This window comes from Candidatus Pseudothioglobus singularis PS1 (genome assembly GCF_001281385.1).
In the GTDB taxonomy this organism is placed as follows: domain Bacteria; phylum Pseudomonadota; class Gammaproteobacteria; order PS1; family Pseudothioglobaceae; genus Pseudothioglobus; species Pseudothioglobus singularis.
In genome coordinates, this window is the sequence record NZ_CP006911.1 from 1,655,313 (window position 1) to 1,681,289 (window position 25,977).

Below are 25,977 nucleotides of genomic sequence, written 5' to 3' on the forward strand. Positions count from 1 at the left end.
TAATATGCCGATGAAGCCAATTAGACTCGGTGTATTGATGGATGATATTTCCAGCATTAAGCCACACAAAGACTCTACTTTTGCAATGATGCTTGAGGCGCAGGCGCGTCATTGGGAAATCTATACCTTTGACAGCTCAGACATGTATTACTCAGATGGCAAGGTTATTGCGGATTCAAGAAAAACCTTGGTGAATGATTCTGAGTCAGACTGGCATTCCCGTGAAGATGCACAACCCCTTTCATTAGGCGCGCTAGATGCTGTATTTATGCGCAAAGATCCGCCTTTCGATATGGATTATATTTATGCAACTTATCTCCTAGAGCAACTAGAATCGGATGGCGTTCTGGTGGTCAATAAACCTAGTTCTTTGAGGGATGCAAACGAAAAACTATTTGCCCTTAATTTTCCAGAATGCATTCCGAAAACCCTTGTTAGCTCAAATATTGAAAAACTGAATACCTTTATTAATGAGATAAAAACGGTCGTCGTTAAACCCCTTGACGGCATGGGAGGGACTGATATATACAAACTCTCCCATGGAGATCATAATATTGAAGAAGTACTTCAAAAGATTACCAATAATCAAAGTCGTTACATTATGGCGCAAGAATTTTTGCCAGAAATAAAAGAGGGTGATAAACGCATCCTTTTAATCAATGGCAAGCCTGTTGACTATGCACTAGCAAGGCTTCCTGCTGAGGGTAACTTTAAAGGAAACTTAGCCGCAGGCGCTAAAGGAGTTGGACAGCCTTTGTCAGAGAGAGATCGCTACCTATGCTCACAGATCGCGCCAATGCTAATTAAAAAAGAGTTGATGTTTGTGGGTCTTGATGTCATTGGTGATTATATTACTGAGATTAACGTGACCAGTCCTACCTGTATTCGAGAACTCGACAAACAATTTGGTCTCAATATATCAGCGATGCTTTTAGATGAAGTTGAAGATAGGTTATCCCTGCGCTAGATTAAATCCATATTTTGCAAGCATGACTCCCAGACTTGCGGCCAGAAGTGAGAGGCCTAAATTTAATAAGATATTAATCAGTGCCTGAGAGTAATCTCCGGCGCTAAGCATCTCAACGGACTCAATAGAAAGCGCTGACATCGTTGTTAGAGAGCCCGCAAGGCCGACAAGAAGCATCAAGCGATAGGTTTCACTCAGGTAGAGTTTTTCTAAGACAAGTACAATTAAAATGCCTGCAAGAAATGATCCAATGATATTAGAAATTAGGGTTCCATAAGGGACACCGTTCCCAAGATATTGAATGGATAAAATGCCTATATAGTATCGACAGGTAGCGCCAATTGTGGCGCCTATACCGATACTCGCAATAGATGAAAAAGTGCTCATAAATCTGACCTAAGCTGATCTAATTTTTCTTTAATTTTAATCTCTAGGCCTCTATCAGTGGGCTCATAATAGATCTTTTCTCCCATCTCATCTGGAAAATAAGTCTGCCCCTTACTATAAGCATTGGGCTCATGATGCGCATAACGATAATCCTTTCCATGGCCGAGCTCTTCCATGAGCTTCGTGCTTGCATTTCTAAGATGGATAGGCACCTCTAGGTCATTGGTTTCTTTCGCCTCTGTGATGGCCTCATTAAAGGCAGTATAAACCGCATTTGATTTTGGTGCGCATGCACAAAATACCGCCGCCTGGGCAATCGCACGGTTCCCCTCCTTGTCCCCCAAGCGCTCATAAACATCCCATGCATTCACCGTGATTTGAAGCGCCCTTGGATCAGCGTTGCCAATGTCTTCAGAGGCAATTGCAAGGAGCCTCCTCGCAATAACTTTCGGGTCGCAGCCTGAAACAATCATCCTTGCCATCCAATAAAGAGCGCCATCTGGAGAAGATCCTCTGACTGACTTGTGAAAGGCTGAAAGCTGCTCATAATAAATATCACCCCCTTTATCAAAACTGCTGACTTTACTTTGGAGCGTTTTGACAATATCTTTTTTGCTTAACGCGTGATTAGATTTATGCGTTAACTGCTCAATAATATTGATGAGTCTGCGCGCATCGCCGTCACTACTATCGATAATAAGAGACAAGGAGCCGTCATTCTCAAGAGTAATGGCTTGGTCAGTCATAGCCCTCATGGCAATACTTTCAAGCTCCTTGCTACTTAGCTTATTTAGGATATAGACTCTTGCCCTTGATAGCACTGAAGAGTTAATTTCAAAAGAGGGGTTCTCAGTCGTTGCACCAATTAAAGTAATCAGACCCGACTCAATGTGAGGCAAAAAAGCGTCCTGCTGCGCTTTATTGAATCGATGGATCTCGTCTACAAATAGGATCGTGCTTGTATCATTTTGCTTATAGAGTTCAGCGTGCTTAATAACATTTCGAAGCTCTTTGATGCCGTCCAAGACAGCTGACATCTGCTCAAAATGTGCGCCCATCTGAGCGCAGATAATTCTTGCTAGGGTTGTCTTTCCTACGCCCGAAGGCCCCCACAAAATCATAGAGTGAAGCTGCTTGTCACTTAATGCTTTGCCAATTGGCTTGTCAGAATCAAGCAAGTGACGCTGCCCAATAAAATCATTTAGTTCTGATGGTCTTAATTTTTCAGCTAATGGCTTATAGGTCGACATCTTGATTTAGATTAATTAAAATAAGGTGGTATTGTCTCATTATAATTTAGATATGTTTTTAAGATTTTTTTGTCTTGTTTTTCTAACCACAAGCGTTTTTGCAAATTCACAGTCTTTTGAAGACTTTCTTGATCAGGTTCGCAAATCTGCAACCGAACAGGGCGTTTCAAAAGTAACCCTTGACAAGGCCTTCTTGGGCCTAGTAGAGCCAAAGCCTGAAATTATTGATTCTGATAAATCTCAAGCTGAGTTTACTCAAAATTTTTGGCGTTATGTCAACAAAAGGGTTAGCAAGACCCGGCTCAATAATGGCAATGATACATTAAATCAAAATGCCACATTACTCAACAAAGCCTCTCAAAAATATGGTGTCCCGGCTCATCTCATCGTAGCCTTTATGGGCCTTGAGAGTAATTATGGAAACTACATGGGTAACGAGAGGCTTATTCAATCTTTAGCAACTCTAGCCTATGATCCAAGGCGCTCAAAATTCTTCACAAGAGAGCTCATTGCCGCCCTAAAACTGATGGATAAAAAAACCATCCCGATTGATGCGACTGGCTCATGGGCAGGGGCAATGGGTGCTGTTCAGTTCATGCCGACCAATGTCATTGCTTATGGCGTTGATGCCAACAATGATGGCAAGGTTGACCTCTGGAATAACAAGGAAGATATCTACGCAAGTGCTGCAAACTTTCTCAGTGAGCTTGGCTGGAAAAAAGGCGAGAAATGGGGCCGTGAAGCTTTAATACCTAAAAACTTTGACTACCGATTAACTGGCTTAAATGTTGAAAAGACGGTGAATGAATGGGCAGCACTTGGTGTTCTTAAAGGGAATCGATCAGCCCTTCCAAAATCTAATTTTAAGGCCTCATTAATTGTTCCGATGGGCCATAAAGGTCCTGCTTTTTTGGTCTACAGAAATTTTGAAGTGATTATGGGTTGGAACCGCTCAATCCTTTATGCACTCTCTGTAGCCTACTTATCGGATAGACTGAACGGCGCTGGAAGACTCTCTGCAAAACCACTGGATGAGCCACTTCTGAGTAGAGAAGATGTGATGCAGATTCAAAACACCCTGAACCTCTTAGGCTATGACACCGGTACGCCTGATGGAATGGCTGGACCCAAAACAAGACAGGCCACCAGAAAATTCCAATCTGATATCGGCTTTGTGGCAGATGGCTACGTTGGATACGAACTATTTCAACAACTCCAATGACCATCAAAACCTATCTTGGTTTTGATGTTGGTACGAAACGAACAGGCGTAGCTATTGCAAATAGTCTAACCGCCCAGGCGAATGGAATTGACACTGTCATTCACAACAAGGATGGCTCAACAAACTGGAAAGATCTTCAACATCTTATCAGTCAGCATAGTCCAGATGGATTCATCGTTGGACTCCCACTTGATAAGGACAATCAAGAGCAGGAAATGACTTTCATCGCAAAATCATTTGCAAGAAAGCTGGAGGAGCGTTTTAACATTCCTGTCTTTTTTATCGACGAATATTTATCCTCTTCAGAGGCAAAAAACCAACTAAAATGGCACTACGCTCACAAAAACGCTGATAGGGCTGATGTAGATAAACGATCAGCTGAACTAATTTTGCAGACTTGGCTCAATGAAACCACACACGATTAGCAACGATGCACAGCTCAACTCGAATGGAAGGTTATCTCATCTATTAGGGCTAGAAGGCCTTCCCAAAAATCAAATTGAAAAAATACTCGATGTTGCCGATGATCTGATAGATAAAAAAGGCAACCTTCAAAAAACTAAAATCTTGAGGGATATGTCGGTTGCCAATCTCTTCTTTGAACCCTCAACACGAACACGAAACACCTTTGAGATTGCTGGAAAGAGGACCAGCGCCAAAACGATAAACGTAGACCTGGCGAACTCGGCGACCAAGAAGAATGAGACCTTGATGGATACAATGCATACCCTCAAGGCGATGCAGATTGATATGTTTGTCATCAGGCATAAGCAAAATGGCCTTCCGCATCATGTCGCTGAAAATATAAAGGGCGTGTCCATCATCAATGCTGGTGATGGCATCAATGCGCATCCAACTCAGGCGCTATTAGATGTGCTCACTATTCGTCAACACAAGAAGGCGTTTGATAATCTATCGGTCGCCATTGTTGGTGATATTAGGCACTCTCGCGTAGCGCGGTCCGGAATACAAGCCATGAAAACTTTGGGAACAACGGATATTCGTTTGATTGCTCCTGAGACGCTTCATTACAAAGAAGAGACTCCAGGGTTAGAGCGCTTTGATAATCTGGATCAGGGTATTGAGGGGGCTGATGTTATTATCTCTTTGAGGCTACAAAAAGAGAGAATGATTGCCGCAGATATCCCTGATGAACAGACCTATTTTGAAGGATTTGGCCTTACTAATGAAAGATTGAAGCTTGCTAAACCCGATGCAATTGTGATGCATCCTGGACCCGTTAATAGAGGCATAGAGCTGAGCTCTAATGTTGCTGATGGACCTCAATCGGTGATACTTCAACAGGTGACCAACGGCATTGCAGTGCGCATGGCTGTTATGGAAATACTTGCTGGTGCTTTTTAAATCATGAGCCAGTCCATTAATTATGATCTTGCAAAAGATGCACTTCATAAACTCAACACCGACGATACGATCTCATCTGCGCACGGCCTACTATGCGGCTTTTATTGTGTCAAACAAGATATCCATCTGGATGAATGGCTCAATGAAATCCTAGTGAGCATTGATCTTAACAACCTCCTTGAAAAGGAAGCGCGCCAGGTACTAGCCGAGATATTCAACAATACCAGTGAGCAACTTGGCGACCCAACGCTCAACTTTTGGCCTGTGATTGCAGACGATGACTCGCCTCTCAGGGAGCAGGCAAATACACTGATTGAATGGTGCCAAGGGTACCTAGTGGGCCTAGGCCTTAGCTCAGTAGAGACCTCTGATGAAGAGGTAACAGAGATGATTAAAGATATCAGTGAAATATCTCAGCTTGATGCAGATCTTCTGGATACTGATGATAATACTGAGGATTTTTATGAGATCGTTGAGTTCGTTAGAATTGGCGTTTTATTTATTCAAGAAACGCTTCAGCCCTCAAAACAGGACTTTATTAGCCCAACCCAACTCCACTGAAAGTTATCATTTGATTTAATAGGAATCATTCTTATTAAGGCTTATAATATCAATTAGCTCATTAGGGCTGATCTATAAAAACTTTAATAACTTTAGGAGTAAGGAATGACTTTATCAAATTTATTTAAAGCACAAGCAATCTTTGTCTGGCTCTATGCAGCATTATTTTGGGTGGCACCTGAGATGGCTGCTCAAGGACCTGGCTGGACTTTAACACCTAATATGGTTTCTTTTGGACAAATCTTAGCGATTCCATTATTTGCTCTAGGATTGTTCTCATGGATGGCACCAAGCTGGGTTGGAGACAACCTAATGAAAGTTGGAATGATCTTTGGTGTATACATTAACCTTGGTCTCGTTGCAGTTCAGGTATTACATATATCAACTGGAGCAGCTAAATTTGACCCAATGGGAATGATACCAGCTCTAATTTTAGCAGCATTATTCTTTTGGAAAACTCGCGCTTCAAGCTAGATAGTAAGTTATAAAAAAAGCCGAATTAAACTTTGGTCTAATTCGGCTTTAAATATGGTGGCCACACCTAGAATTGAACTAGGGACACAGGGATTTTCAGTCCCTTGCTCTACCAACTGAGCTATATGGCCAAATCGCGTAATTATACACAAGGCAAATCATAATTGAGTTTGAATTTAAAGGCTCTAAGCCTTGCCTAGTCTAAGAGTTATCTAAAAATTTTTCTGCGTCTAAAGCTGCCATACATCCCGAGCCAGCAGAGGTAACTGCTTGCCTGTAAATATGATCAGCCACATCTCCCGCTGCAAAAACGCCTTCAACACTTGTTTGAGTCGCATTTCCCTCTAATCCAGCCTGAACTTTGATATAGCCATTGTTGATTTCAATTTGTCCCTCAAAGATACCGGTATTTGGCTTATGTCCAATCGCTATAAAAACGCCATGCACATCAATCTCTTTTGTGTTTCCGTCATTTCCCCTAAGACGAAGGCCTGTAACGCCCATATCATCACCTAAAACTTCATCCAAATTATGGTCCCACTCTATTGTGACGTTTCCATTTTGAGCTTTTTCCATAAGCTGGTCTGAGAGAATCTTTTCAGACCTGAACTTATCTCGTCTATGAACAACGGTGACATGGTCAGCAATATTCGACAGATAAAGAGCCTCTTCCACTGCCGTATTGCCGCCGCCTATAACAGCAACCTTTTGTCCGCGATAGAAAAAACCATCACATGTCGCACAGGCTGAGACGCCCTTTCCTTTGAAGGCTTCTTCAGAATCAAGCCCTAAATATTGGGCAGTTGCTCCTGTTGAAATAATGACAGCATCCGCAGTATAGGTGGTCTCGCCGCCCTGAAGCGTAAAAGGTCGCTTAGAGAAGTCAACGCTCGTTATGTGGTCATTAATGATTTCAGTATTGAATCTCAGAGCGTGTTCTTTCATACGCTCCATTAAGTCTGGACCTTGAAGCCCATCATGATCCCCAGGCCAATTGTCAACGTCAGTCGTAGTCATTAATTGACCACCTTGCTCTAGCCCACTAACAATCACTGGATTTAAGTTAGCTCTAGCCGCGTAGACTGCGGCAGAATAACCAGCAGGGCCTGATCCAACAATCAAAACTCGACAATGTTTAATATCACTCATAATGAAATACTTTATACTAATTAATCAAATGAGTATTATAAGCTGTCTTGAAAAAAAATAATAAACGAACCACTCAAAATACCCCTATAAATAATCCGCGCTCAAAACTCGTCAGCGAATCTATTTTTATTTTGCTTTTGACTGCTGGGGCTGTTTTTTTTATTGCACTAATAACAAGTGCACCGTCTGAAGACCCCTGGACTGGGGGAGCAGTCCTTAGCAAGCCAGTAATGAATAGCGCAGGAATATTTGGTGCCTACTTAAGTGACATTAGCATTGGAATATTGGGATATGTCTCTTATGTAATTCCAATATCTGTTATATGGTTGGGCTATAACTTTCATCGAGATGCAAACAAAGAAAGGCAGAGCCAGCTTACCTTCCTAATTCGTCTCATTTCTTATTTTATAATGCTGTTCTTTATTGCAGCGCTTGCACATCAATATGCACCTGAAATAAAAGTGATGGATGGACTAAAAGAAACCTTTTTGGCTGGCGGGATGATCGGTAAATCAATGCATGAGCTCCTCTTTTATGACCTTTTTGAGGACTCTTCAACACTCATTTATGTTGGAATCATACTGGTGAGTTTTAGTATCGCGACTAGCGCTTCTTGGAAAAATATTACTACCTCACTGTTCAAAAATCGTCTCAATACAAGAGAAAAGACTCAAGACAAGCCAAAGAAGGAAAAAATAAAGCCAGAAATCATTAGCTCTAAACCCGCTTCTGCAGACTCCGTCAAAATAGATAAAACCAATAAAGCAGAGAAAGCTGAAAAACCTAAGAAGGCTGAGAAGCCTCAAAAAGAACAAGGCAGCAACCTATTTAAATCTGGCACTTCGGGTGGTCTGCCAGGCTTATCATTACTTGATGATGTTGATAACTCTGGTCTTGGCTACACAGAAGAGTTTTTGGTTGAAATGGGTCAGCAAGTTGAAATTAAGCTGAAAGACTTTGGTTTTGATGTCACCATCACAGCAGTCACCCCAGGCCCTGTTGTCACTCAATTTGAAATATCTCTAGCACCTGGCATTAAAGTCAGTCAAATTATGAACCTTAACAAAGATCTCGCCAGAGCGCTTCTTGTTGAGAGCGTAAGAATCGTGGATGTGATTCCTGGAAAGCCAGTCATTGGACTTGAAATACCAAATAACAATCGCGAGATGATCGGCCTTAAAGAAATTCTCTCAAGTGAGGCTTTTTCCAAGGCAAAATCTACACTCTCTATGGGCCTTGGTAAGGATATTAATGGCTTACCAGTAGTAGTTGATCTTGCAAAAATGCCTCACTTACTGGTAGCCGGTGCGACAGGAATGGGCAAGTCAGTAGGCCTCAATGCGATTATTTTAAGTATCCTCTATAAAGCTTCACCTGAGCAAGTCAGACTGATCATGATTGACCCTAAAATTGTAGAGTTGGCCTCATATGCTGACATACCTCACCTTCTAACCCCAGTAGTGACAAACATGAATGAAGCTGCAAGTGCGCTCTGGTGGTGCGTCAATGAAATGGAAAGGCGTTATAGTCTCCTTGCAAAGTTTGGCGTTAGAAATATTGAATCATTCAACGAAAAACAGCGGCTCGCTAAAAAGTCTGGCAAGCCACTTTTAGACCCCTCTTTTAATCCAGAAATTGCAAAAGAAGGAGAGAAGCACCCAGAACTTGAAGCGCTACCTCTGATTGTCATCGTGATTGATGAATACGCTGACATGTTGGGTGCACTAGCACAAGAAGATAAAGCTAAATCAAAACGAGTTGAGAGCCTCATTGTTCGCATTGCACAAAAAGCACGTGCTGCAGGTATGCATCTAATTGTTGCCACGCAGAGACCGAGTGTTGACGTGATAACGGGCCTTATCAAATCCAATATTCCAACAAGAGTATCGTTCAAAGTCTCCTCTAAAACAGACTCTAGAACAATCTTAGATCAGTCTGGCGCCGAACAGCTCCTGGGTATGGGTGATATGCTCTATATGGCTCCAGGAATGTCTCATCTCACTAGAGTTCATGGCGCCTTTGTTGAAGATAGCGAGATACTGAGAGTTGTCAAACACCTTAAAAAACACTCAAATCCTAACTATTTAGATGGCATATTAAATCCCAAATCTGAGCCAACGAGTGACAATGGATCTAGCCAAGCTAGTGGTGAACTTGATCCACTCTTTGATGAAGCTGTTCAGATTGTTACATCAACAAGAAGGGCATCCATATCAAGCCTTCAAAGAAGAATGCGAATTGGCTACAACCGTGCGGCCAGAATTATTGAAGATATGGAGTCAAGTGGAATTGTTAGCGCCATGAATAGTGCTGGAAATCGAGATGTTATAGCTCCTGAACCAATTGAACCAGATGGAAACTAATTAAGAAACCTTTCGACCTAAAAGAATCTTTTGAATTTAGTACGAATTCATCTTTATTTCAGTTAATGATTTACTTTATGGCTAGCCGACAAAAGACTCTGCTGCAGGAAGATACTGAAGCAATGTTAATATTCCGAGATATACAACTATAAACATCGCTGCCATTACTCCCAAACATACAGCAACTAACTTTGGAATATCCCTAATCTCTTGATTACTCATATTAAGTAAGCTCTTTAAATAGAAGGCCAACAAAGACCAAGCCTGCAATAAAAATGCTTATACAAAATGCGCCCATAAATAATGGGCTAAATAGTATATCCATAATCTCCTCAAAAAATAATTCGAAAGTTAAAAAGTGTTATGACGCCTAAAACCTGAAAGTAGAGAAAAAAGGAGTTTGTCTGCAGTAATTACTCTATTTCCAAGTTCAAGACGCCAAAACGCTTTGAATGGTATGTCAAATGAACGTGTGAAGGCGATCAGCCGCTTAAGAGACACCTCTATCATTTTATTGATAGTCGTTACAGCTGGCCTTGGTTTAAATACTATTTTTGACTCTTACCATCATGCATCCCAAAAAGATGTGTCTGAGATGTTACTTCTATCAGAATACTTAAAGAGTGTTGCGACCTTGAGGGCTAACGCTTCTCTGATTGAAAATGTTGGGATAGCTTACAAAGTCCACATGCTGGTAGGTATGACTATTTTCTTAATATTTCCATTTACAAGGCTTGTACATGTTTGGAGTGTTCCTGTGACATATTTAAAACGCCCTTATCAGATCGTTCGATCTAAAATTTCAGGCAGATAGTCTTAAGACTTGACGTGCTAATTAATTTAAAGTTACTTCTATTTGGAGGTTTAATTACCTCATATGTATTCTGTATATCTATCTTAGAACAAGAGAAATACCTTGACCAAAGTTTTTTGATACTATATAGTTGTAGTAAAACCAACAAACATTTTTGTTAGTTGGTTTTTTTGTTTAGCAATTCTATAACCTAGCCAGACTAGGTATTAAATTAAGGAGAAATATATGAAAAAATCACTACTTGCCGCTGGGCTTGGTCTCAGTATGGCATTAAGTGGAGTAGCACAAGCCAAAACAATGGTTTTTTGTTCTGAAGGAAGTCCTGAAGGCTTTACACCTTCGCTTTACTCAGCCGGGACGACATTTGACGCTTCTTCACAAACTATTTTCAATCGCCTTGTCCAGTTTGAGACAGGCACAACAAAAGTAATCCCTGGTTTAGCTGAATCTTGGTCTGCATCTGATGATGGACTAGAGTACACGTTTAACTTACGTAAAGGTGTCAAGTTCCATTCAACACCTTACTTTACTCCAACTCGTGACTTTAACGCAGATGACATCATGTTTAGCTTCAACAGACAGTGGGATAAAGATCATCCTTATTATGCTGTAGGTGGAGAGCACTTGTATTTTGGATGGATGGGTATGGATGGATTAATTGGGTCCATTGATAAAATTGATGACCATACAGTTAAGTTCACTTTGACTAAGCCTGAATCACCTTTTGTTTCAAATTTAGCTATGGACTTTGCTTCAATATTATCAGCTGAGTATGCAGACAATTTGACTGCCTCTGGGAATCAAGCTGATATTGACTTCAAACCAGTTGGTACGGGCCCATTTGTCTTTAAGTCTTACAAGAAGGATTCAATGATTCGTTATGAAGCCTTTGATGACTATTGGGACGGTAGATCTAACATTGATAAGCTAGTTTTTGCTATCACTACTGACTCTAGTGTTCGTTATCAAAAACTTAAGGCAGGAGAATGTCACGTGATGCCTTATCCTAACCCTGCTGATGTTGCAGAGATGCAGGCAGATCCAGAAATCAATGTCCTAGAACAAGAAGGCTTAAATGTTGGTTACTTAGCATTTAACACTGAGAAGGCGCCATTTGACCAAAAGATGGTTCGTCAAGCTCTAAGCATGGCTATCAACAAGCAAGCAATCTTGGATATCGTTTTTGAGGGTGCGGGCTCTGTTGCAAAAAACCCAATTCCACCAACCATGTGGTCTTATAACCATGCGGTTAGAGATTACGCTTATGATCCAGCTGGTGCAAAATCAATGCTAGACGCCGCTGGTGTAAGTGGACTCAAGACAAATATCTGGGCGATGCCAGTTCAGCGTCCTTATAACCCTAACGCCCGTCGTATGGCTGAACTAATTCAGGCTGACTGGGCTGCTGTAGGTGTTGACGCTGAAATTGTTACATTTGAGTGGGGTGAGTACCTCAAGCGCTCAAATGCTGGCGAACACGACACAGTGTTATTGGGTTGGACTGGAGACAATGGTGATCCAGACAACTTCATGGGTGTTTTATTAGGTTGTGCCGCTGCCAAATCTGGTGGTAACCGTGCACGCTGGTGCCATGAGGAATTTGATTCTCTCCTAAATGAAGCAAGACAGTTAACTGATCAAGCTGAAAGAACTGTTTTATATGAAGCAGCACAGGAGATCTTCAAAGAGGAAGCACCATGGGTAACTATTGCGCACTCAGTTGCATTTAAACCTGTTCGCGCTGAAGTGACAGGATTTAAAGTTCACCCACTTGGAAGCCACATCTTTTATGATGGTGTCGACCTAAAATAAATAACATTTTGACGCGGATATCTAATATCCGCGTCAATTTATATTTAAGTTGTTAGACCTAATAGCTACGTGTTTTTTTAGTAGCTATTTAGCCTACCAATTTAAGCCACACACAAAGTAACTATGCTTCGCTTTTTAATTAACCGTCTAATGTTGCTGGTGCCAGTATTCTTTGGCGTCACGCTGGTTGCCTTTGGCTTTATCAGGGTTCTTCCTGGAGACCCAGTTGAGGTTCTTGCTGGTGAAAGAGGACTGAGTACAGAAAGACACGCTGAACTTCTCGCACAACTTGGCTTTGATAAGCCGATATGGCAACAGTATCTAAACTATTTGACTGACATACTTCATGGAGATTTGGGCACCTCTTTAATCACGAATAGGCCTGTCGTTGAGGAGTTTTTTGAACTATTTCCTGCTACTGCTGAGCTTGGAGTCTGTGCAATCTTATTTGCCCTCATTATTGGTGTTCCTGCGGGGATAATTGCAGCCATAAAAAGAGGCTCTTGGGTAGACCAAGGAATAATGAGCATCTCCTTGACGGGTTACTCTATGCCAATATTTTGGTGGGGCCTGCTCCTTATAATCCTTTTTTCAAATACATTGCATCTTACGCCTGTGTCTGGCAGACTCTCTTTTTTATTTGATGTGCCTCCAGTGACAGGGTTTATGCTTATTGACACTCTTCTCAGTGACGAAGAAGGCTCTTTTTTAAATGCTCTTCATCATCTAGTCTTACCATCTATTGTCTTGGGAACAATACCCCTCGCTGTTATTGCTCGCCAAACACGTTCAGCCATGCTCGAAGTATTAAGCGAGGATTATGTTCGCACTGCTCGAGCAAAAGGCTTATCAACCTTTAGAATAATTGGAGTTCATGCGCTCAGAAACGCAATGATTACTGTAGTCACAGTTATAGGGCTTCAGGTAGCTGTGTTGCTTGCTGGAGCAATTCTTACAGAGACTATTTTTGGATGGCCAGGGATCGGGAAGTGGATTATATTTTCAGTCTTTAGTAGAGACTACTTTGCAGTCCAAGGTGGGCTCTTGTTAATTGCGACAAGCATTATGATTGTTAATTTAATTGTCGATCTTTTATATGGCCTAATAAACCCTAGAATCCTTCATCAGAAGTCTAAATCATGAATACTGAGACTACGCCAGCGACCTCAATAAGAAGCCAACAATGGAAAGAGTTTTGGTTCTATTTCAGCGTAAGCAAAACTGCTGTGGCAGGATTGATATTTTTAATTTTAGTAATATTAATGGCCATATTTGCAGATGTCATTAGCCCTCATGGCCCTGCTGAACAATTCAGAGAGTATGCAAAACTTCCACCCTCATGGATGGAAGGAGGGCAAGCGCAGTTCTTCCTTGGAACTGATTATGCGGGTCGGGACATGTGGTCAAGAATTATCCATGGGTCGCGAATGTCCTTGCTTGCTGGCTGTGTAGTAGTCGTTTTGTCTCTATCAATTGGGGTCCTATTAGGCCTTATAGCAGGCTATCGTGGAGGCTGGATTGAGACTTTTATAATGCGGGTGATGGATACAATTATGGCTGTGCCAGGGCTCCTATTAGCGTTAGTACTCGTAGCCGTATTAGGGCCAGGACTGTTAAATGCAATGATTGCTATTGCAATTACATATACGCCCTCTTTTGTGAGGCTAACAAGAGCATCAACGTTAACCGAATTAAATCGTGATTATGTCACAGCAAGTAGAGTAGCAGGAGCGAGCCCAACACGACTAATGTTTGTAAGCATTCTTCCAAATTGCATGGCGCCAATCATTGTTCAGGGGACACTCAGCTTTTCTACAGCCATTCTTGATACTGCTGCGCTAGGTTTTTTAGGCATGGGTGCTCAAGCGCCAATCCCTGAGTGGGGGACTTTAATTGCTGAGAATAGAGATCTAATTTTGAACGCACCATGGACCGTCACCTTTCCTGGGGTTGCTATTTTGTTGGCAGTTCTTGCAATAAACCTAGTGGGCGATGGCTTGCGAGATGCCCTTGATCCAAAACTTAAAAGGTCTTAATAATGGCTCTATTAGAAATTAAAAATTTAACTGTTGATTTTGCCACTGCAACTGGCTCGCTGAGGGCAGTTGATGGAATCAATCTAACAATAGACGAAGGTGAAATTGTAGCAGTTGTTGGAGAGTCTGGATCTGGAAAATCCGTTGGAATGCTTGCAATGATGGGACTTCTTCCATGGACGTCTACTGTAACCGCTGACCATATGATTTTTGATGGGCAGGATTTGCTTAACATGTCGGATAAAGAACGCAGGAAAATTATTGGCAAAGATATAAGTATGATTTTTCAAGAGCCCATGACAAGCCTTAACCCCTGCTTCACTGTTGGCTATCAAATCACTGAGGTTCTAGCTCAGCATTTTGGCGGAAAAAGAAGAAGTTATAACAACAAAGCAATAGAACTGCTAAATCAGGTAGGTATTCCAGCTGCTCAGAGCCGACTGAATTCATACCCTCATCAACTTTCTGGTGGAATGTGTCAGAGAGTCATGATTGCCATGATGATTGCCTGCCAGCCAAAACTCCTTATTGCTGACGAACCTACAACAGCTTTAGATGTAACTATCCAAGCTCAAATACTTGAGTTATTAATAGAGCTTCAGAAGAGCCAAGGAATGGCGTTAGTGTTAATCACACATGATATGGCCGTTGTAGCCGAAACAGCGGAGCGTGTTGTGGTGCTTTACGCGGGTCAGCAGGTTGAACAGCGAACAGTAAAACAGTTATTTAAAGAACCAAAACATCCATACTCTGAGGCACTTCTAAACGCTCTTCCTGAAAGGGCAAATGATAAACTTTTAAATGCAATACCAGGCGTCGTTCCAGGCCAGATGGATAGACCCCAGGGCTGCCTATTTAGTCCAAGATGTGAGTATGCGACAAGCATTTGTAAAGAAAAAAGTCCAAACCTAAATGACGGAATATTGTGTCACTTTCCTCTTGGAGAGGAGTCTCTTAAAGTGGAGTCTCAATAATGTCTGAACCTATAATTAAAGCTCGCAATCTTCATAAGTACTATGAAATAAAAGATGGATTACTTCACGCACCTCAAGATTTAAAGGCACTCTCTGGTGTTAGCTTTGATTTATTTGAGGGTCAAACCCTAGCTGTGGTTGGTGAGTCTGGCTGTGGTAAATCTACATTGGCTCGCCTTCTTACATCGATTGAGAGTCCAACCTCTGGATATTTAAGTGTTGACGGAATAGATATGGCAGACTCACAAGACAAACTAATGTCTAAAAAGCTTAGACAAACAGTTCAAATGGTCTTCCAAGATCCATTTGGATCACTAAATCCTAGGCAAAAAGTGGGTGATATTATTCAGGAGCCGCTCCTAATAAATACTGAGTTAAGTGCTACTGAAAGGAGAGAGAAGGCATTAGATATTATGAGACTGGTGGGCCTCAAGGAAGAGCATTTTCATCGTTACCCTCATATGTTCTCAGGTGGACAAAGGCAAAGAATCGCAATAGCAAGAGCCCTCATATTAAAACCAAAGGTTGTTGTTCTTGATGAACCTGTATCAGCGCTCGATGTATCTATTCAAGCACAGGTCATCAATCTTCTAATAGAGCTTCAAAAGGAACTTGGACTTGCTTATGTTTTTATCTCTCATGATCTAAGCGTTGTGCGTCATATTGCTGATGATATCTTAGTCATGTACTTAGGCAAGCCTGTTGAACAAGGGCCTAGTAAGGTCATCTTTAAAACTCCTAAGCATCCCTACACTCAGGCTCTTTTATCGGCAACACCTAGCACCAATGTAGACAAAAACAAAAAACGCATAAAGCTTACTGGTGAGTTGCCTTCGCCAATAGAGCCTCCAAGTGGATGCACTTTTAACCCGCGATGTCAACATGCTCAAAAGAGCTGCAAAACATCTGAGCCGGTTATGGAAACTTATGGCAAATCACAAGCCGCCTGTCTTGCGCTTGACGAGGGTCGAATATAATAATAAGCGATAATAGGAAAAACCTTATGTCAAATAAATTATTAAAACTTAAAAAATTAATGAAGGAAAACGAGGTTGATCTATTAGCCCTGGGTCCTGGAACTCATATGAGATGGCTTTTAGGATTTAACCCTTATCCTGATGAAAGGCCTTGCATGCTTTTGTTGGGATTAGAAAAGGATGCGTTTCTAATGCCATCGGTTAATGCAGAAGATGCTATGAAGCGTTCAGATATTAAAATGTTTAGCTGGAATGATGAAAGCGGTCCTAGTAAAGCGCTGGTTGAAGCTCTTATTTTTACCGGTTCATCAAATGCAAAACATATTGCAATAGATGAGGCAATGCGCTCTCACTTCGCTTTAATACTTATTGACGCATTACCAAAACCAACCTATGAGTTTACTAACTCTACGATTGGCGCACTCAGGATGCGCAAAGATGCTGATGAATTTGTTAACCTTAAAGAGAATGCATTGATTGATGATCGCGCAATGCAAGCTGGCTTTGCAGCAATTAAAAAAGGTGTAACTGAACTCGAAATAGGTGAGGCAATTAACACACACTTTATTTCTGAAGGCGCAAAACCTCAGTTTTGTATTGTAGGGTCTGGCCCAAATGGCGCTTTTCCACATCATCATACTGGAAATAGAAAAGTAGAAAATGGTGACGTAGTACTGATTGATATTGGGGGTAGAAAAGGCACTTTTCCAAGTGACATGACTCGCATGTCTGTTCTGGGTGAGCCGCCAAAAGATTATCTTGAGGTTCATGCGATTGTAGAACGTGCAGTGCAAGCAGCAATGGCGGCAGCAAAACCAGGAGTTATGGCCAAAGATGTAGATGCTGCAGCAAGGGATGTTATTACTGAGGCCGGGTATGGAGAATTTTTTGTTCATAGGACGGGACACGGTCTTGGCATTGATATTCACGAGCCACCCTATATCACTGCAACTTCTGAAGTTGTCCTAGATGAGGGAATGGTGTTCTCAATCGAACCAGGAATTTATCTTCAGGGTAGGTTTGGTGTTCGCCTAGAAGAGATTGTTATTTTAAGGGCTGATGGGCCCGAAATTCTTTCGGAACTCACTCGAAAAACGAACTTTATAACGTAGTCAAAAAGCGCCAAAAAAACATCTGCAACATATTGAAAAATGTGTATTATTTTGCATTCTGTTTAATGGTTATTAGTAGCTATGAAAAAAGAATTTAGTTTTGGAACACAGGTTAGAAAATCTCCATATTTTGATGCGACTGTGCGTTGGGGAGCAAAGGGATTTTCGGTCTATAACCATATGTATATTCCTAGAGACTTTGGTGACCCTGTTCAAAACTTTTGGAATCTTGTTAATGATGCAATACTTTGTGATGTTGCAGTTGAGCGCCAAGTTGAAATAACTGGCCCTGATGCGGCTCAATTTGTCCAACTACTAACGCCAAGAAATCTTTCAGAATGTGCGGTAGGACAATGTAAATATGTACTAATTACTGATGAAAATGGTGGCGTGTTGAATGATCCAGTTCTATTAAGACTTGCTGAAAATCATTTCTGGCTTTCTTTGGCTGACAGCGACATCTTGATGTGGGCCAAAGGAGTAGCGGTTAACTCTGGGTTAGATGTTAATTTAGGTGAGCCTGATGTTTCACCACTGCAACTCCAGGGCCCAAGGTCTGGTGAAATTGCTAAAGCAATATTTGGTGAGCGAATAGATAGCCTTAAATATTACTGGCTTAAGGAATTTGAACTCAATGGTATTCCATTAATCATATCTAGAACAGGCTGGTCAAGTGAGCTTGGTTATGAAATCTATCTTCGCGATGGATCTCGTGGAAACGAGCTTTGGGATCATATTATGGAGATCGGAGAGCCTATGGGATTAGTTCCAGGCCATACCTCTACGATAAGAAGAATAGAGGGCGGCATGCTCTCATATCAGGCTGATATGGACTACACAGTAAATCCGTTCGAGCTTGGATTGGGGCGTCTTGTTGATCTTGAGATGGATGCCAACTTTATTGGCAAAGAGGCGCTTAAAAAAATTAAATCTGAAGGAGTTAAGCGACACCAAGTTGGAATAGAAATCTCATGCACACCGCTTAAGCACCCAAACACAAGCTATTGGCCAATTTTGGTTGAATCAGAAGAAGTCGGGTATATAACTTCAGCGGTTTATTCGCCGCGACTTGACAAAAATATTGCACTTGCTATGATGGATGTTAACCACTCGGCCATAGATACTGCTGCAGAGACGACAACCCCAGAAGGTAATTTTCCTATCAAGGTTGTCCAGAAGCCATTCTATGACCCCAAGAAGAAAATTACCTCGGGATCTTAGCCCGAGTAAATAGGATTAGGAGAAATTTGTGTCTGAACTATCTATCGACCTCAGCTGGAACAGAAAAGAAGAAGAGCTCTCTCCTGGAAAGTTTTCCAGCGAACATCAGGTTACTTATAACGAACAATATAAAGTAATAGCGGATACTGCTCCTGACTGGGGAGGGTCTGCCAATAACACCAATCCAGAGCAGGCGCTCGCTGCCTCATTAAGCAGCTGTCACATGATGACTTTTTTAGCTCTTGCTGCAAAAACTAAGTGGCCCGTCAATTCTTACATTGACCATGCTGTTGCTCATCTGGGTAAAAATAGCAAGAAACAGATGGTTGTTAACCGAATTGATTTAAATCCAGTAGTCTCGTTCGATAGCGGCTTTGAAGTCAGTGATGAAGAATTAGCAAAAATGCATGATAGGGCCCACAGATATTGCTTTATAGCTAATACATTAGACTCTGAAGTCGAGGTCAATATCAACATTTAAAAAGTTGGCAATGCGTTTCTGCTAATATGGAGCCTAAATTATGAGCAGCAATAATAACAACGAAGCTAATACCGATGATTCAATTTTGCTTGAAGAATTTATAGATAATGGCCTATACCGCTTAACACTTAACGACACCAAAAAGAGAAACGCTCTTTCAGAAGAGATGATGGCCAAACTCAAATCCTTGCTCACAGATTCTACGGACAATAAATCCATAAGAGTAATAATAATTGCGGGCAACGGACCAGCGTTTTGCTCAGGACATGACTTAAAACAAATGACTGCCGGAAGAGACAACGATGACCAAGGTCTTACCTACTTTAAAAAAGTATTTGCATCTTGCTCAGAGCTAATGCAAATGATTGTTGAGCACCCCAAACCAATCATTGCTGAAGTTTCAGGCGTCGCAGCAGCAGCAGGATGCCAGCTTGTTGCCTGTTGTGATCTTGCTGTAGCTGGAAAGTCTGCTCGATTTATTACTCCGGGCGTAAACATAGGGCTATTCTGCTCCACCCCAATGGTTGCACTGTCCAGAAATGTATCCAACAAAGCAGCGATGGAGATGCTCCTGACCGGTGAAATGGTAAGTGCAGATAAAGCGGAACACATTGGACTTATAAACCGAGTTACAGATGATGCTGATTTGAAACAAGAGACAACAGCTCTGGCAGAACTTATTGCCTCAAAATCTAGTCTGACATTAAAGATTGGAAAGGAAGCCTTTTATAAACAAAAAGATATGCCTCTTTCAGAGGCTTATGACTTCGCGTCAAAGGTCATGGTAGAAAACATGTTAGAACATGATGCTAAGGAGGGCATTGGCTCGTTCCTAGAAAAGCGCAAACCTAAATGGCAAAATTAGTGGCAATGAATAATCCTTATAATACTAATCTTGATCGAAATCCTGCCAACTTTCAGCCACTTACGCCGCTAACATTTTTAGAACGTGCGGCATCGGTATACCCAAATCATACTGCTATCGTTCATGGTAAATTAAGACGCAACTACAGCGACTTTTATAGTCGCTCTCGACAACTTGCCTCTGCACTCTCTGAACAGGGCATTGCTCGAGGCGATACTGTCTCGGTAATATTATCAAACACACCCGCGATGCTGGAGGCCCATTATGGCGTTCCAATGTGTGGCGCAGTTTTACACAGCATTAACACGCGCCTTGATCCAGATACTATTGCGTATCAGCTAGACCACGCAAACTCCAAGGCTTTAATAGTTGATCGTGAATTTCTAAAAACCGCTAAAACGTCACTGGAACTTGCTGGAGTATCGCCGATTTTGATTGAGTTTAATGATAGCGAATACCCCATCAAAGAATCATTGCCTGGGGCAATAGAGTATGGGGAATTTTTATTAAAGGGCGATAAAAATTACAATTGGCTCATGCCTGAGGATGAATGGGATGCAATCTCCTTAAACTACACTTCTGGCACAACTGGAAACCCCAAAGGCGTTGTCTCTCATCATCGAGGAGCCTATCTTTTGGCACAAGGAAATGCGATGATTGCCTCAATAAAAAAGCATTCGGTCTACCTTTGGACACTGCCCATGTTTCATTGCAATGGCTGGTGCTTCCCTTGGACAATGTCAGCTATTATTGGGACACATGTCTGCTTGAGACGTGTTATGGCAGAGCCAATTTGGGAGTCCCTTGCTGAGCACAAGGTAACCCATTTATGCGGAGCTCCAATTGTTATGTCAACAATACTGGCGGCATCAGATAATGAAAAAAAATTATTAGAAAAACAAATCGATTTTTTTACAGCAGCGGCCCCACCTCCAGAGTCAGTCTTAACCAATATGAAAGATGTCGGGTTTAATATTACACATCTATATGGACTCTCTGAAACCTATGGCCCTGCAGTGGTAAATGAGTGGCACCAAGAATGGGACGTCCTAGATGACGGTGAACAAGCGTCTTTAAAAGCAAGACAAGGGGTTCGCTACCTGCCACTTGAATCTTTAGCTGTTATGGATCCAAAAACAATGCGGCCCGTGCCTCGTGATGGCAAGACAATAGGCGAAGTCATGTTTAGAGGCAACGTAGTCATGAAAGGCTATCTAAAAAATAAAGCTGCTACTGATGAATCTTTTAAGGACGGCTGGTTTCATTCAGGAGACCTAGGAGTTATCCATGAAGATGGGTATATCCAGCTGAAAGATCGCTCCAAAGATATTATTATCTCTGGTGGTGAAAATATATCATCAATCGAAATTGAAGAGGTGCTATATAAACACCCCTCTGTTGAGGCGGCTGCTGTTGTAGCGATGCCAGATGAAAAGTGGGGCGAGACTCCGTGCGCATTTGTTCAGCTTAAAAAAGAAAGCCACGCCTCTGAAGAAGAGCTCAGCCAATGGTGTAGAGATCATATGGCCTCTTTTAAGCTTCCTCGTCAATTCTATTTTGAGGACATCCCAAAAACCTCTACAGGAAAAGTACAAAAGTTTATTTTGCGTGAGCAGGTAAAAAACTTATAAGAGAAGTTTGAAATAAAAAAGCGGCCCGCCGGGCCGCTTAATCAAGATTTGTTGGTGCCGACACACGGACTCGAACCGCGGACCTACTGATTACAAATCAGTTGCACTACCAACTGTGCTATGTCGGCTTAGAGCGAAATTATACAGTAAAGAATTTTTTTTCAGTACTATTTTATAGCCTCAAAATAGAGTTACTTTTTTCTCTGTTTTATAGCAATACGGATACCTATAATTCCAAGAACGATTGCCATCAAAAACCACTGCACGGCATACCCAATATGCTTCTCAATACTTCCCGTATAAGGCACCCATTTTCTAACAAATCCATCATCCATTGATGCGTCTAATAGTCCAACCATGCTAGAAAAATCAATGCCTGCTAACTCGCTCATTTTGACTAAATCGACTGCCTGAATTAGAACTGGGAAGTTATTGCCTATCTCGCTTGATTTCAATTCAATTCTTTTGATTGGCTTTGAAATTTGAACCTTAATCTCTGACTTGGTTTTTTTTATTGAGACGTCGGCTAGTTTTTCCCTATCGCCATTCCAAGGAATAAAGCCTCGATTGATAATAATAGCGCTGGGTTGGTTCTCTAATTTAAATGGCGTTAAAACATAGTAGCCAGAAACTTGGTCAACAATCTGGTTATCATAGATGAACTGCTTATTACTCTGGTATTGCCCCTTAAGTCTGACCTGGTAATACTCTTTTTCAAGCAGCCTATTTTCATCAGCGATTAATTCTACAATGCCTGTATTTGCTTTTTGAATTGAAGCCTCTATTGCACGCTTTTCGTTAGCGCGGTCAAGCTGCCAAAATCCCAATGACGTCAGAAAGGCAATAGTTGCAACTATAAGTACCGATGGAATTAAGAACCTAAAGCTCATTACTGAGTAGGCAAAAGATTAAAGCCATTTGGTTCAATCCAGCCTAATGCACCTGCAAGCAACAAGAATGCAAAAAGGAGAACTGATAGAATAATTCTCATTCTTAGCGCTTTAAACATTCTATCTGAGCCCGCTTTACCGCCTCTAAGGAGGCCGATAACTGCTGAGCCTAAAAATAAAAATATTAAAACGAGTACTGCAATTACAAATAAATTCATACCTTTCCTTGATTGCTTGAAAAAAAAGACCCCTTGATAGGGGCCTTTAACTAAACCTCTATTTCGATATTATATCCAGTATACAAAAATAAACAGTCCTAGCCATACCACATCAACAAAGTGCCAATACCAGGCAACTCCTTCAAATGCAAAATGATTTTCGAGATTAAAGTGTCCTTTTTGAATACGGTAAAGAATAACTGTTAGCATAATAACGCCAATTGTTACGTGGAACCCGTGGAACCCAGTTAACAAATAGAATGTAGAGCCGTAAATCCCTGAGGTTAATTTAAGGCCGTCATGGTACGCATGGCCATACTCAGTAATTTGAAAGCCCAGAAAAATAACGCCCAGCGCAATCGTTGCTAGCATCCATGCCATCAAAGCATCTCTGTGTCCAGCTCTTAAGGCATGATGTGCATATGTAAGAGTTACACCTGAAGTTAAAAGAAGCCCCGTATTTAGAGCTGGCAGCCCCCAAGTGTCTACTAGTTTAAAGTTTGTTGAAAAAGCCACCCCATTCTGGCCCACATCACCTGGAGTAGAAATTAGTGGCCAAGCCGCCTTAAATCCCTCCCAAAGCTGTGGTGTATAAATGTTGTTATACTCTCCTCCAAGCCATGGAACACTCAAGACCCTTGCATAAAGAAGAGCCCCAAAGAATGCCGCAAAAAACATAACCTCAGAGAAAATAAACCAGCTCATGCCCCACCTAAAAGATCTATCGACCTGGGAGTTATACATCCCACCCACGCTCTCAGCAACTACCGTACCAAGCCAACCAAACATCATAAATGCTATGATGGCAAAACCCAGAACCATCACAGGCCAGCCCCAGCTGACATCATGCATTTGATTTGCAAAGCCAACAAATAGTGTTGAAATGCCTATTGATCCTATAATTGGCCAATATGTACCATGAGGAACATAATATTTTTCGTTGCTCATTTTCTCTCCCTTTAATTAACTATCTAACTTATAAAAATTATATGACAAGCTCACATCTTTAATCCATTCTGCCATTTCAGGCTCAACCACAAACCGAAGTGCCATTTCTACTTCCTCTCCAGGCTGAAACTCTTGCTTAACAAAACAAAAACACTCTAATTTTTTAAAATGTAACGCCGCATCTGTTGGCGCCACACTGGGTATTGCTTGACCAAAAATTACCTCATCGGTCGTATTTTTAGCAATGTAGCTCATGTTATAAAACTTCCCTGGAATAACCTCCATTGAAGTCACTTTTGGCGCAAATTGAACTGGAAAACCAGAACTAGTTGACGCAAAAAAACTAACCGTTACTTCACGCTCTTCATTAATCTGATACTGCTTTTCAGTTTCTACAGTGCCCGTCTTACCATTAAACCCAGTTAAGTCACACAATACATCATATATTGGCACCATGGCATAAGCAAAAAAGAACATCAAAACAGGGACGGATACAAGCTTTATCCAAAACCCTTTTGTTATTTTTTTTCTCTCCATATCAGCCGTTAAGCATTATGGTTGCTAAATACAATCCTATTGCTACAATGGCCACTATGAGTGCAGTTCGGCCTTGGCCTTTGCTGTTCTTCTCTGCCATTAACTGTGCTGAGACTCAGCTAAAATTTCAGCTCTGGTTGGTGGCTCATCAAACGTATGGTAAGCAACTGGCGCAGCCAATGTCCACTCTAGGCCCTTAGCACTCTCCCAAGGTCTTGCAACTGCTGGCTTGCCATTTCGAATACAGTCAACCAGAATATAGGTAAACAAAAGAAATGATAGGCCAAAGGCAAAAGAGCCAATTGATGAAATGAAGTTAAAGTCAGCAAACTGAAGCGCATAGTCAGGAATACGACGAGGCATCCCCGCTAATCCTATAAAGTGTTGTGGGAAAAATGTTACATTAACTGAAATCATAGCAATCCAAAAGTGGACTTTCGCTAAGCGCTCGTTATACATTTTTCCAGTCCACTTAGGCAGCCAATAGAAAACAGCTGCAATGATTCCCCACAAGGCTCCAGTTACAAGAACGTAGTGGAAATGTGCAACAACAAAATATGTATCGTGATACTGTATATCAGCAGGCGCTATTCCAAGCATTAAGCCTGAGAAGCCGCCAATTGTAAATAAAAATACAAAAGACAGCGCCCATAACATTGGCGTTTCAAATGACATTGAACCCTTCCACATCGTTGCAACCCAGTTAAAAACTTTAACACCAGTTGGAACAGCGATCAACATCGTTGCGTACATAAAGTAGAGTTCTCCTGCCACAGGCATTCCCGTTAGGAACATATGATGAGCCCATACAATATAAGACAAGAATGCAATTGATGCAGTTGCATAAACCATCGATGAATAACCAAAGAGTGGCTTCCTTGCAAAAGTAGGAATAATATGGGAGATAATGCCAAAGGCTGGCAAAATCATAATGTACACCTCTGGATGCCCAAAGAACCAGAAAATATGCTGAAACATGACCGGGTCTCCACCGCCAGTTGCATCAAAGAAAGCGGTTCCAAAATTACGATCTGTAAGCATCATAGTTACAGCTCCAGCCAAAACTGGCATTGCGCCGATTAGCAGGAATGATGTGATTAACCAAGTCCAAACAAAAAGAGGCATATCCATTAATCTCATTTCAGGTGCCTTCATATTAAGAACGGTTGCAATAATATTAATGGCGCCCATGATTGATGAGAAACCAAGCAAGTGAATTGCAAAGATAAAGAAGTCAGTTGAATCTGGTGCAAATGTTGTTGAGAGTGGAGCATAAAAAGTCCATCCAAAAGCAGGTGCACCACCTTCCATAAAAAATGTGCTCAGTAGGATCGTGCCAGCAAAAGGCAGTATCCAAAAACTCCAATTATTCATTCTTGGAAGAGCCATATCGGGAGCTCCTACCATCATAGGAATCAGCCAGTTTGCAAGGCCTACAAAGGCAGGCATAATGGCACCAAATACCATGATCAACCCATGCATTGTTGTCAGCTGGTTATAGAATTGTGGTTCAAACAATTGCAGTCCGGGCTGTAATAATTCTGAACGAATGCCCATAGCGAAGGCACCGCCCACCAAGAGCATTGCAAAAGAAAACCACAGATAAAGCGTTCCAATATCCTTGTGATTAGTTGTTTTAACCCATCTTAGGAGTCCTTTTTCAGGGCCATGATGGTGATCGTCGTGTGCTGCTGCCGCTGTAGTTGAGCTCATGTGTTTCTCC

27 protein-coding genes and 2 tRNA genes are annotated in these 25,977 nt (G+C 41.6%); 18 read left to right on the forward strand and 11 right to left on the reverse strand.

The features are described from left to right. Positions 1-10: 10 nt before the first annotated feature. A complete protein-coding gene (gene gshB, locus W908_RS08360; protein WP_053820714.1) occupies positions 11-967 on the forward strand; it encodes a glutathione synthase in 957 nt (318 codons plus the stop codon). Here the strand turns inward: gshB and crcB are convergent. After that, positions 953-1,354 carry a fluoride efflux transporter CrcB gene (crcB, locus tag W908_RS08365; RefSeq protein WP_053820715.1) on the reverse strand — a complete coding sequence of 134 codons (402 nt, stop codon included), beginning with the start codon at positions 1,352-1,354 and terminating at the stop codon, positions 953-955. The two genes, gshB and crcB, sit on opposite strands and share 15 nt — an antisense overlap. Beyond that, positions 1,351-2,604, reverse strand: a complete 1,254-nt coding sequence (locus W908_RS08370; protein WP_053820716.1) for a replication-associated recombination protein A — start codon at positions 2,602-2,604, stop codon at positions 1,351-1,353. The genes crcB and W908_RS08370 overlap by 4 nt, the downstream gene beginning before the upstream one ends. 52 nt (positions 2,605-2,656) lie before the next feature. Between W908_RS08370 and W908_RS08375 the strand changes: the two genes are divergently transcribed. The 5 genes from W908_RS08375 (at position 2,657) to W908_RS08395 (ending at position 6,226) form a co-directional block, all read left to right on the forward strand. Then, on the forward strand, positions 2,657-3,826 hold the full coding sequence (locus W908_RS08375; RefSeq protein ID WP_053820717.1) for a lytic murein transglycosylase: 1,170 nt from the start codon (positions 2,657-2,659) through the stop codon (positions 3,824-3,826). Beyond that, positions 3,823-4,251, forward strand: a complete 429-nt coding sequence (gene ruvX / locus W908_RS08380; RefSeq protein ID WP_053820718.1) for a Holliday junction resolvase RuvX — start codon at positions 3,823-3,825, stop codon at positions 4,249-4,251. Before W908_RS08375 ends, ruvX begins: the two co-directional genes overlap by 4 nt. Next, the gene (locus W908_RS08385) at positions 4,232-5,191 is read left to right on the forward strand and encodes an aspartate carbamoyltransferase catalytic subunit (RefSeq protein ID WP_053820719.1); all 960 of its coding nucleotides are present in this window, start codon (positions 4,232-4,234) and stop codon (positions 5,189-5,191) included. The genes ruvX and W908_RS08385 overlap by 20 nt, the downstream gene beginning before the upstream one ends. Positions 5,192-5,194: 3 nt before the next feature. After that, positions 5,195-5,752 carry a UPF0149 family protein gene (locus W908_RS08390; protein ID WP_053820720.1) on the forward strand — a complete coding sequence of 186 codons (558 nt, stop codon included), beginning with the start codon at positions 5,195-5,197 and terminating at the stop codon, positions 5,750-5,752. Between the two features lie 105 nt (positions 5,753-5,857). Next, the gene (locus tag W908_RS08395) at positions 5,858-6,226 is read left to right on the forward strand and encodes a hypothetical protein (protein WP_053820721.1); all 369 of its coding nucleotides are present in this window, start codon (positions 5,858-5,860) and stop codon (positions 6,224-6,226) included. 55 nt (positions 6,227-6,281) lie between these two features. On the opposite strand, the gene W908_RS08400 is transcribed toward W908_RS08395, so the two are convergent. Together W908_RS08400 and trxB are read right to left on the reverse strand one after the other, a co-directional pair. Continuing rightward, a tRNA-Phe gene (locus W908_RS08400) sits at positions 6,282-6,357 on the reverse strand. Between the two features lie 70 nt (positions 6,358-6,427). Beyond that, positions 6,428-7,375, reverse strand: a complete 948-nt coding sequence (gene trxB / locus W908_RS08405; protein WP_053820722.1) for a thioredoxin-disulfide reductase — start codon at positions 7,373-7,375, stop codon at positions 6,428-6,430. A 47-nt stretch (positions 7,376-7,422) separates the two neighbouring features. On the opposite strand from trxB, the gene W908_RS08410 reads away from it, so the two are divergent. Beyond that, the gene (locus tag W908_RS08410; protein ID WP_053820723.1) at positions 7,423-9,738 is read left to right on the forward strand and encodes a DNA translocase FtsK; all 2,316 of its coding nucleotides are present in this window, start codon (positions 7,423-7,425) and stop codon (positions 9,736-9,738) included. Between the two features lie 81 nt (positions 9,739-9,819). Here the strand turns inward: W908_RS08410 and W908_RS08800 are convergent, their stop codons facing one another. Continuing rightward, a complete protein-coding gene (locus W908_RS08800; protein WP_156736151.1) occupies positions 9,820-9,960 on the reverse strand; it encodes a hypothetical protein in 141 nt (46 codons plus the stop codon). A gap of 178 nt (positions 9,961-10,138) precedes the next feature. On the opposite strand from W908_RS08800, the gene W908_RS08415 reads away from it, so the two are divergent. The 11 genes from W908_RS08415 to W908_RS08465 all read left to right on the forward strand — a co-directional run bounded on the left by W908_RS08415 (position 10,139) and on the right by W908_RS08465 (position 21,661). Next, positions 10,139-10,552: a respiratory nitrate reductase subunit gamma gene (locus W908_RS08415; protein ID WP_053820724.1), complete on the forward strand. Its 414-nt coding sequence runs from the start codon at positions 10,139-10,141 to the stop codon at positions 10,550-10,552. A gap of 225 nt (positions 10,553-10,777) precedes the next feature. Further along, entirely contained in the window at positions 10,778-12,364 is a 1,587-nt protein-coding gene (locus W908_RS08420) for an ABC transporter substrate-binding protein (protein ID WP_053820725.1), read from the forward strand. 123 nt (positions 12,365-12,487) lie between these two features. After that, a complete protein-coding gene (locus W908_RS08425) occupies positions 12,488-13,507 on the forward strand; it encodes an ABC transporter permease subunit (RefSeq protein ID WP_053820726.1) in 1,020 nt (339 codons plus the stop codon). Continuing rightward, entirely contained in the window at positions 13,504-14,400 is an 897-nt protein-coding gene (locus tag W908_RS08430; protein WP_053820727.1) for an ABC transporter permease subunit, read from the forward strand. Before W908_RS08425 ends, W908_RS08430 begins: the two co-directional genes overlap by 4 nt. A gap of 2 nt (positions 14,401-14,402) precedes the next feature. After that, a complete protein-coding gene (locus W908_RS08435; RefSeq protein WP_053820728.1) occupies positions 14,403-15,374 on the forward strand; it encodes an ABC transporter ATP-binding protein in 972 nt (323 codons plus the stop codon). After that, positions 15,374-16,351 (forward strand): dipeptide ABC transporter ATP-binding protein, encoded by a 978-nt coding sequence (locus W908_RS08440; protein WP_053820729.1) that lies wholly within the window; start codon positions 15,374-15,376, stop codon positions 16,349-16,351. The genes W908_RS08435 and W908_RS08440 overlap by 1 nt, the downstream gene beginning before the upstream one ends. Positions 16,352-16,377: 26 nt before the next feature. Then, entirely contained in the window at positions 16,378-17,463 is a 1,086-nt protein-coding gene (locus W908_RS08445) for a M24 family metallopeptidase (protein ID WP_082345037.1), read from the forward strand. Between the two features lie 81 nt (positions 17,464-17,544). After that, positions 17,545-18,684 (forward strand): glycine cleavage T C-terminal barrel domain-containing protein, encoded by a 1,140-nt coding sequence (locus W908_RS08450; protein WP_053820730.1) that lies wholly within the window; start codon positions 17,545-17,547, stop codon positions 18,682-18,684. 28 nt (positions 18,685-18,712) lie between these two features. After that, complete coding sequence (locus tag W908_RS08455) at positions 18,713-19,165, forward strand: OsmC family protein (protein WP_020024933.1); 453 nt, start codon at positions 18,713-18,715, stop codon at positions 19,163-19,165. A gap of 40 nt (positions 19,166-19,205) precedes the next feature. Continuing rightward, positions 19,206-20,030, forward strand: a complete 825-nt coding sequence (locus tag W908_RS08460) for an enoyl-CoA hydratase (protein WP_053820731.1) — start codon at positions 19,206-19,208, stop codon at positions 20,028-20,030. Further along, the gene (locus W908_RS08465; RefSeq protein WP_053820732.1) at positions 20,018-21,661 is read left to right on the forward strand and encodes an acyl-CoA synthetase; all 1,644 of its coding nucleotides are present in this window, start codon (positions 20,018-20,020) and stop codon (positions 21,659-21,661) included. The genes W908_RS08460 and W908_RS08465 overlap by 13 nt, the downstream gene beginning before the upstream one ends. Positions 21,662-21,713: 52 nt before the next feature. Here the strand turns inward: W908_RS08465 and W908_RS08470 are convergent. The 6 genes from W908_RS08470 to ctaD form a co-directional block, all read right to left on the reverse strand. Continuing rightward, a tRNA-Thr gene (locus tag W908_RS08470) sits at positions 21,714-21,789 on the reverse strand. A 63-nt stretch (positions 21,790-21,852) separates the two neighbouring features. Continuing rightward, positions 21,853-22,551 (reverse strand): SURF1 family protein, encoded by a 699-nt coding sequence (locus tag W908_RS08475; protein ID WP_053820733.1) that lies wholly within the window; start codon positions 22,549-22,551, stop codon positions 21,853-21,855. Beyond that, entirely contained in the window at positions 22,551-22,769 is a 219-nt protein-coding gene (locus W908_RS08480; RefSeq protein ID WP_053820734.1) for a DUF2909 family protein, read from the reverse strand. The genes W908_RS08475 and W908_RS08480 overlap by 1 nt, the downstream gene beginning before the upstream one ends. Before the next feature lie 69 nt (positions 22,770-22,838). Beyond that, on the reverse strand, positions 22,839-23,717 hold the full coding sequence (locus W908_RS08485) for a cytochrome c oxidase subunit 3 (RefSeq protein ID WP_020024938.1): 879 nt from the start codon (positions 23,715-23,717) through the stop codon (positions 22,839-22,841). Positions 23,718-23,732: 15 nt separating this feature from the next. Further along, complete coding sequence (locus tag W908_RS08490; protein ID WP_020024939.1) at positions 23,733-24,254, reverse strand: cytochrome c oxidase assembly protein; 522 nt, start codon at positions 24,252-24,254, stop codon at positions 23,733-23,735. A gap of 99 nt (positions 24,255-24,353) precedes the next feature. Then, positions 24,354-25,967, reverse strand: coding sequence for a cytochrome c oxidase subunit I (gene ctaD / locus W908_RS08495; RefSeq protein WP_020024941.1), 1,614 nt, complete (start codon positions 25,965-25,967; stop codon positions 24,354-24,356). Positions 25,968-25,977 lie beyond the last annotated feature (10 nt).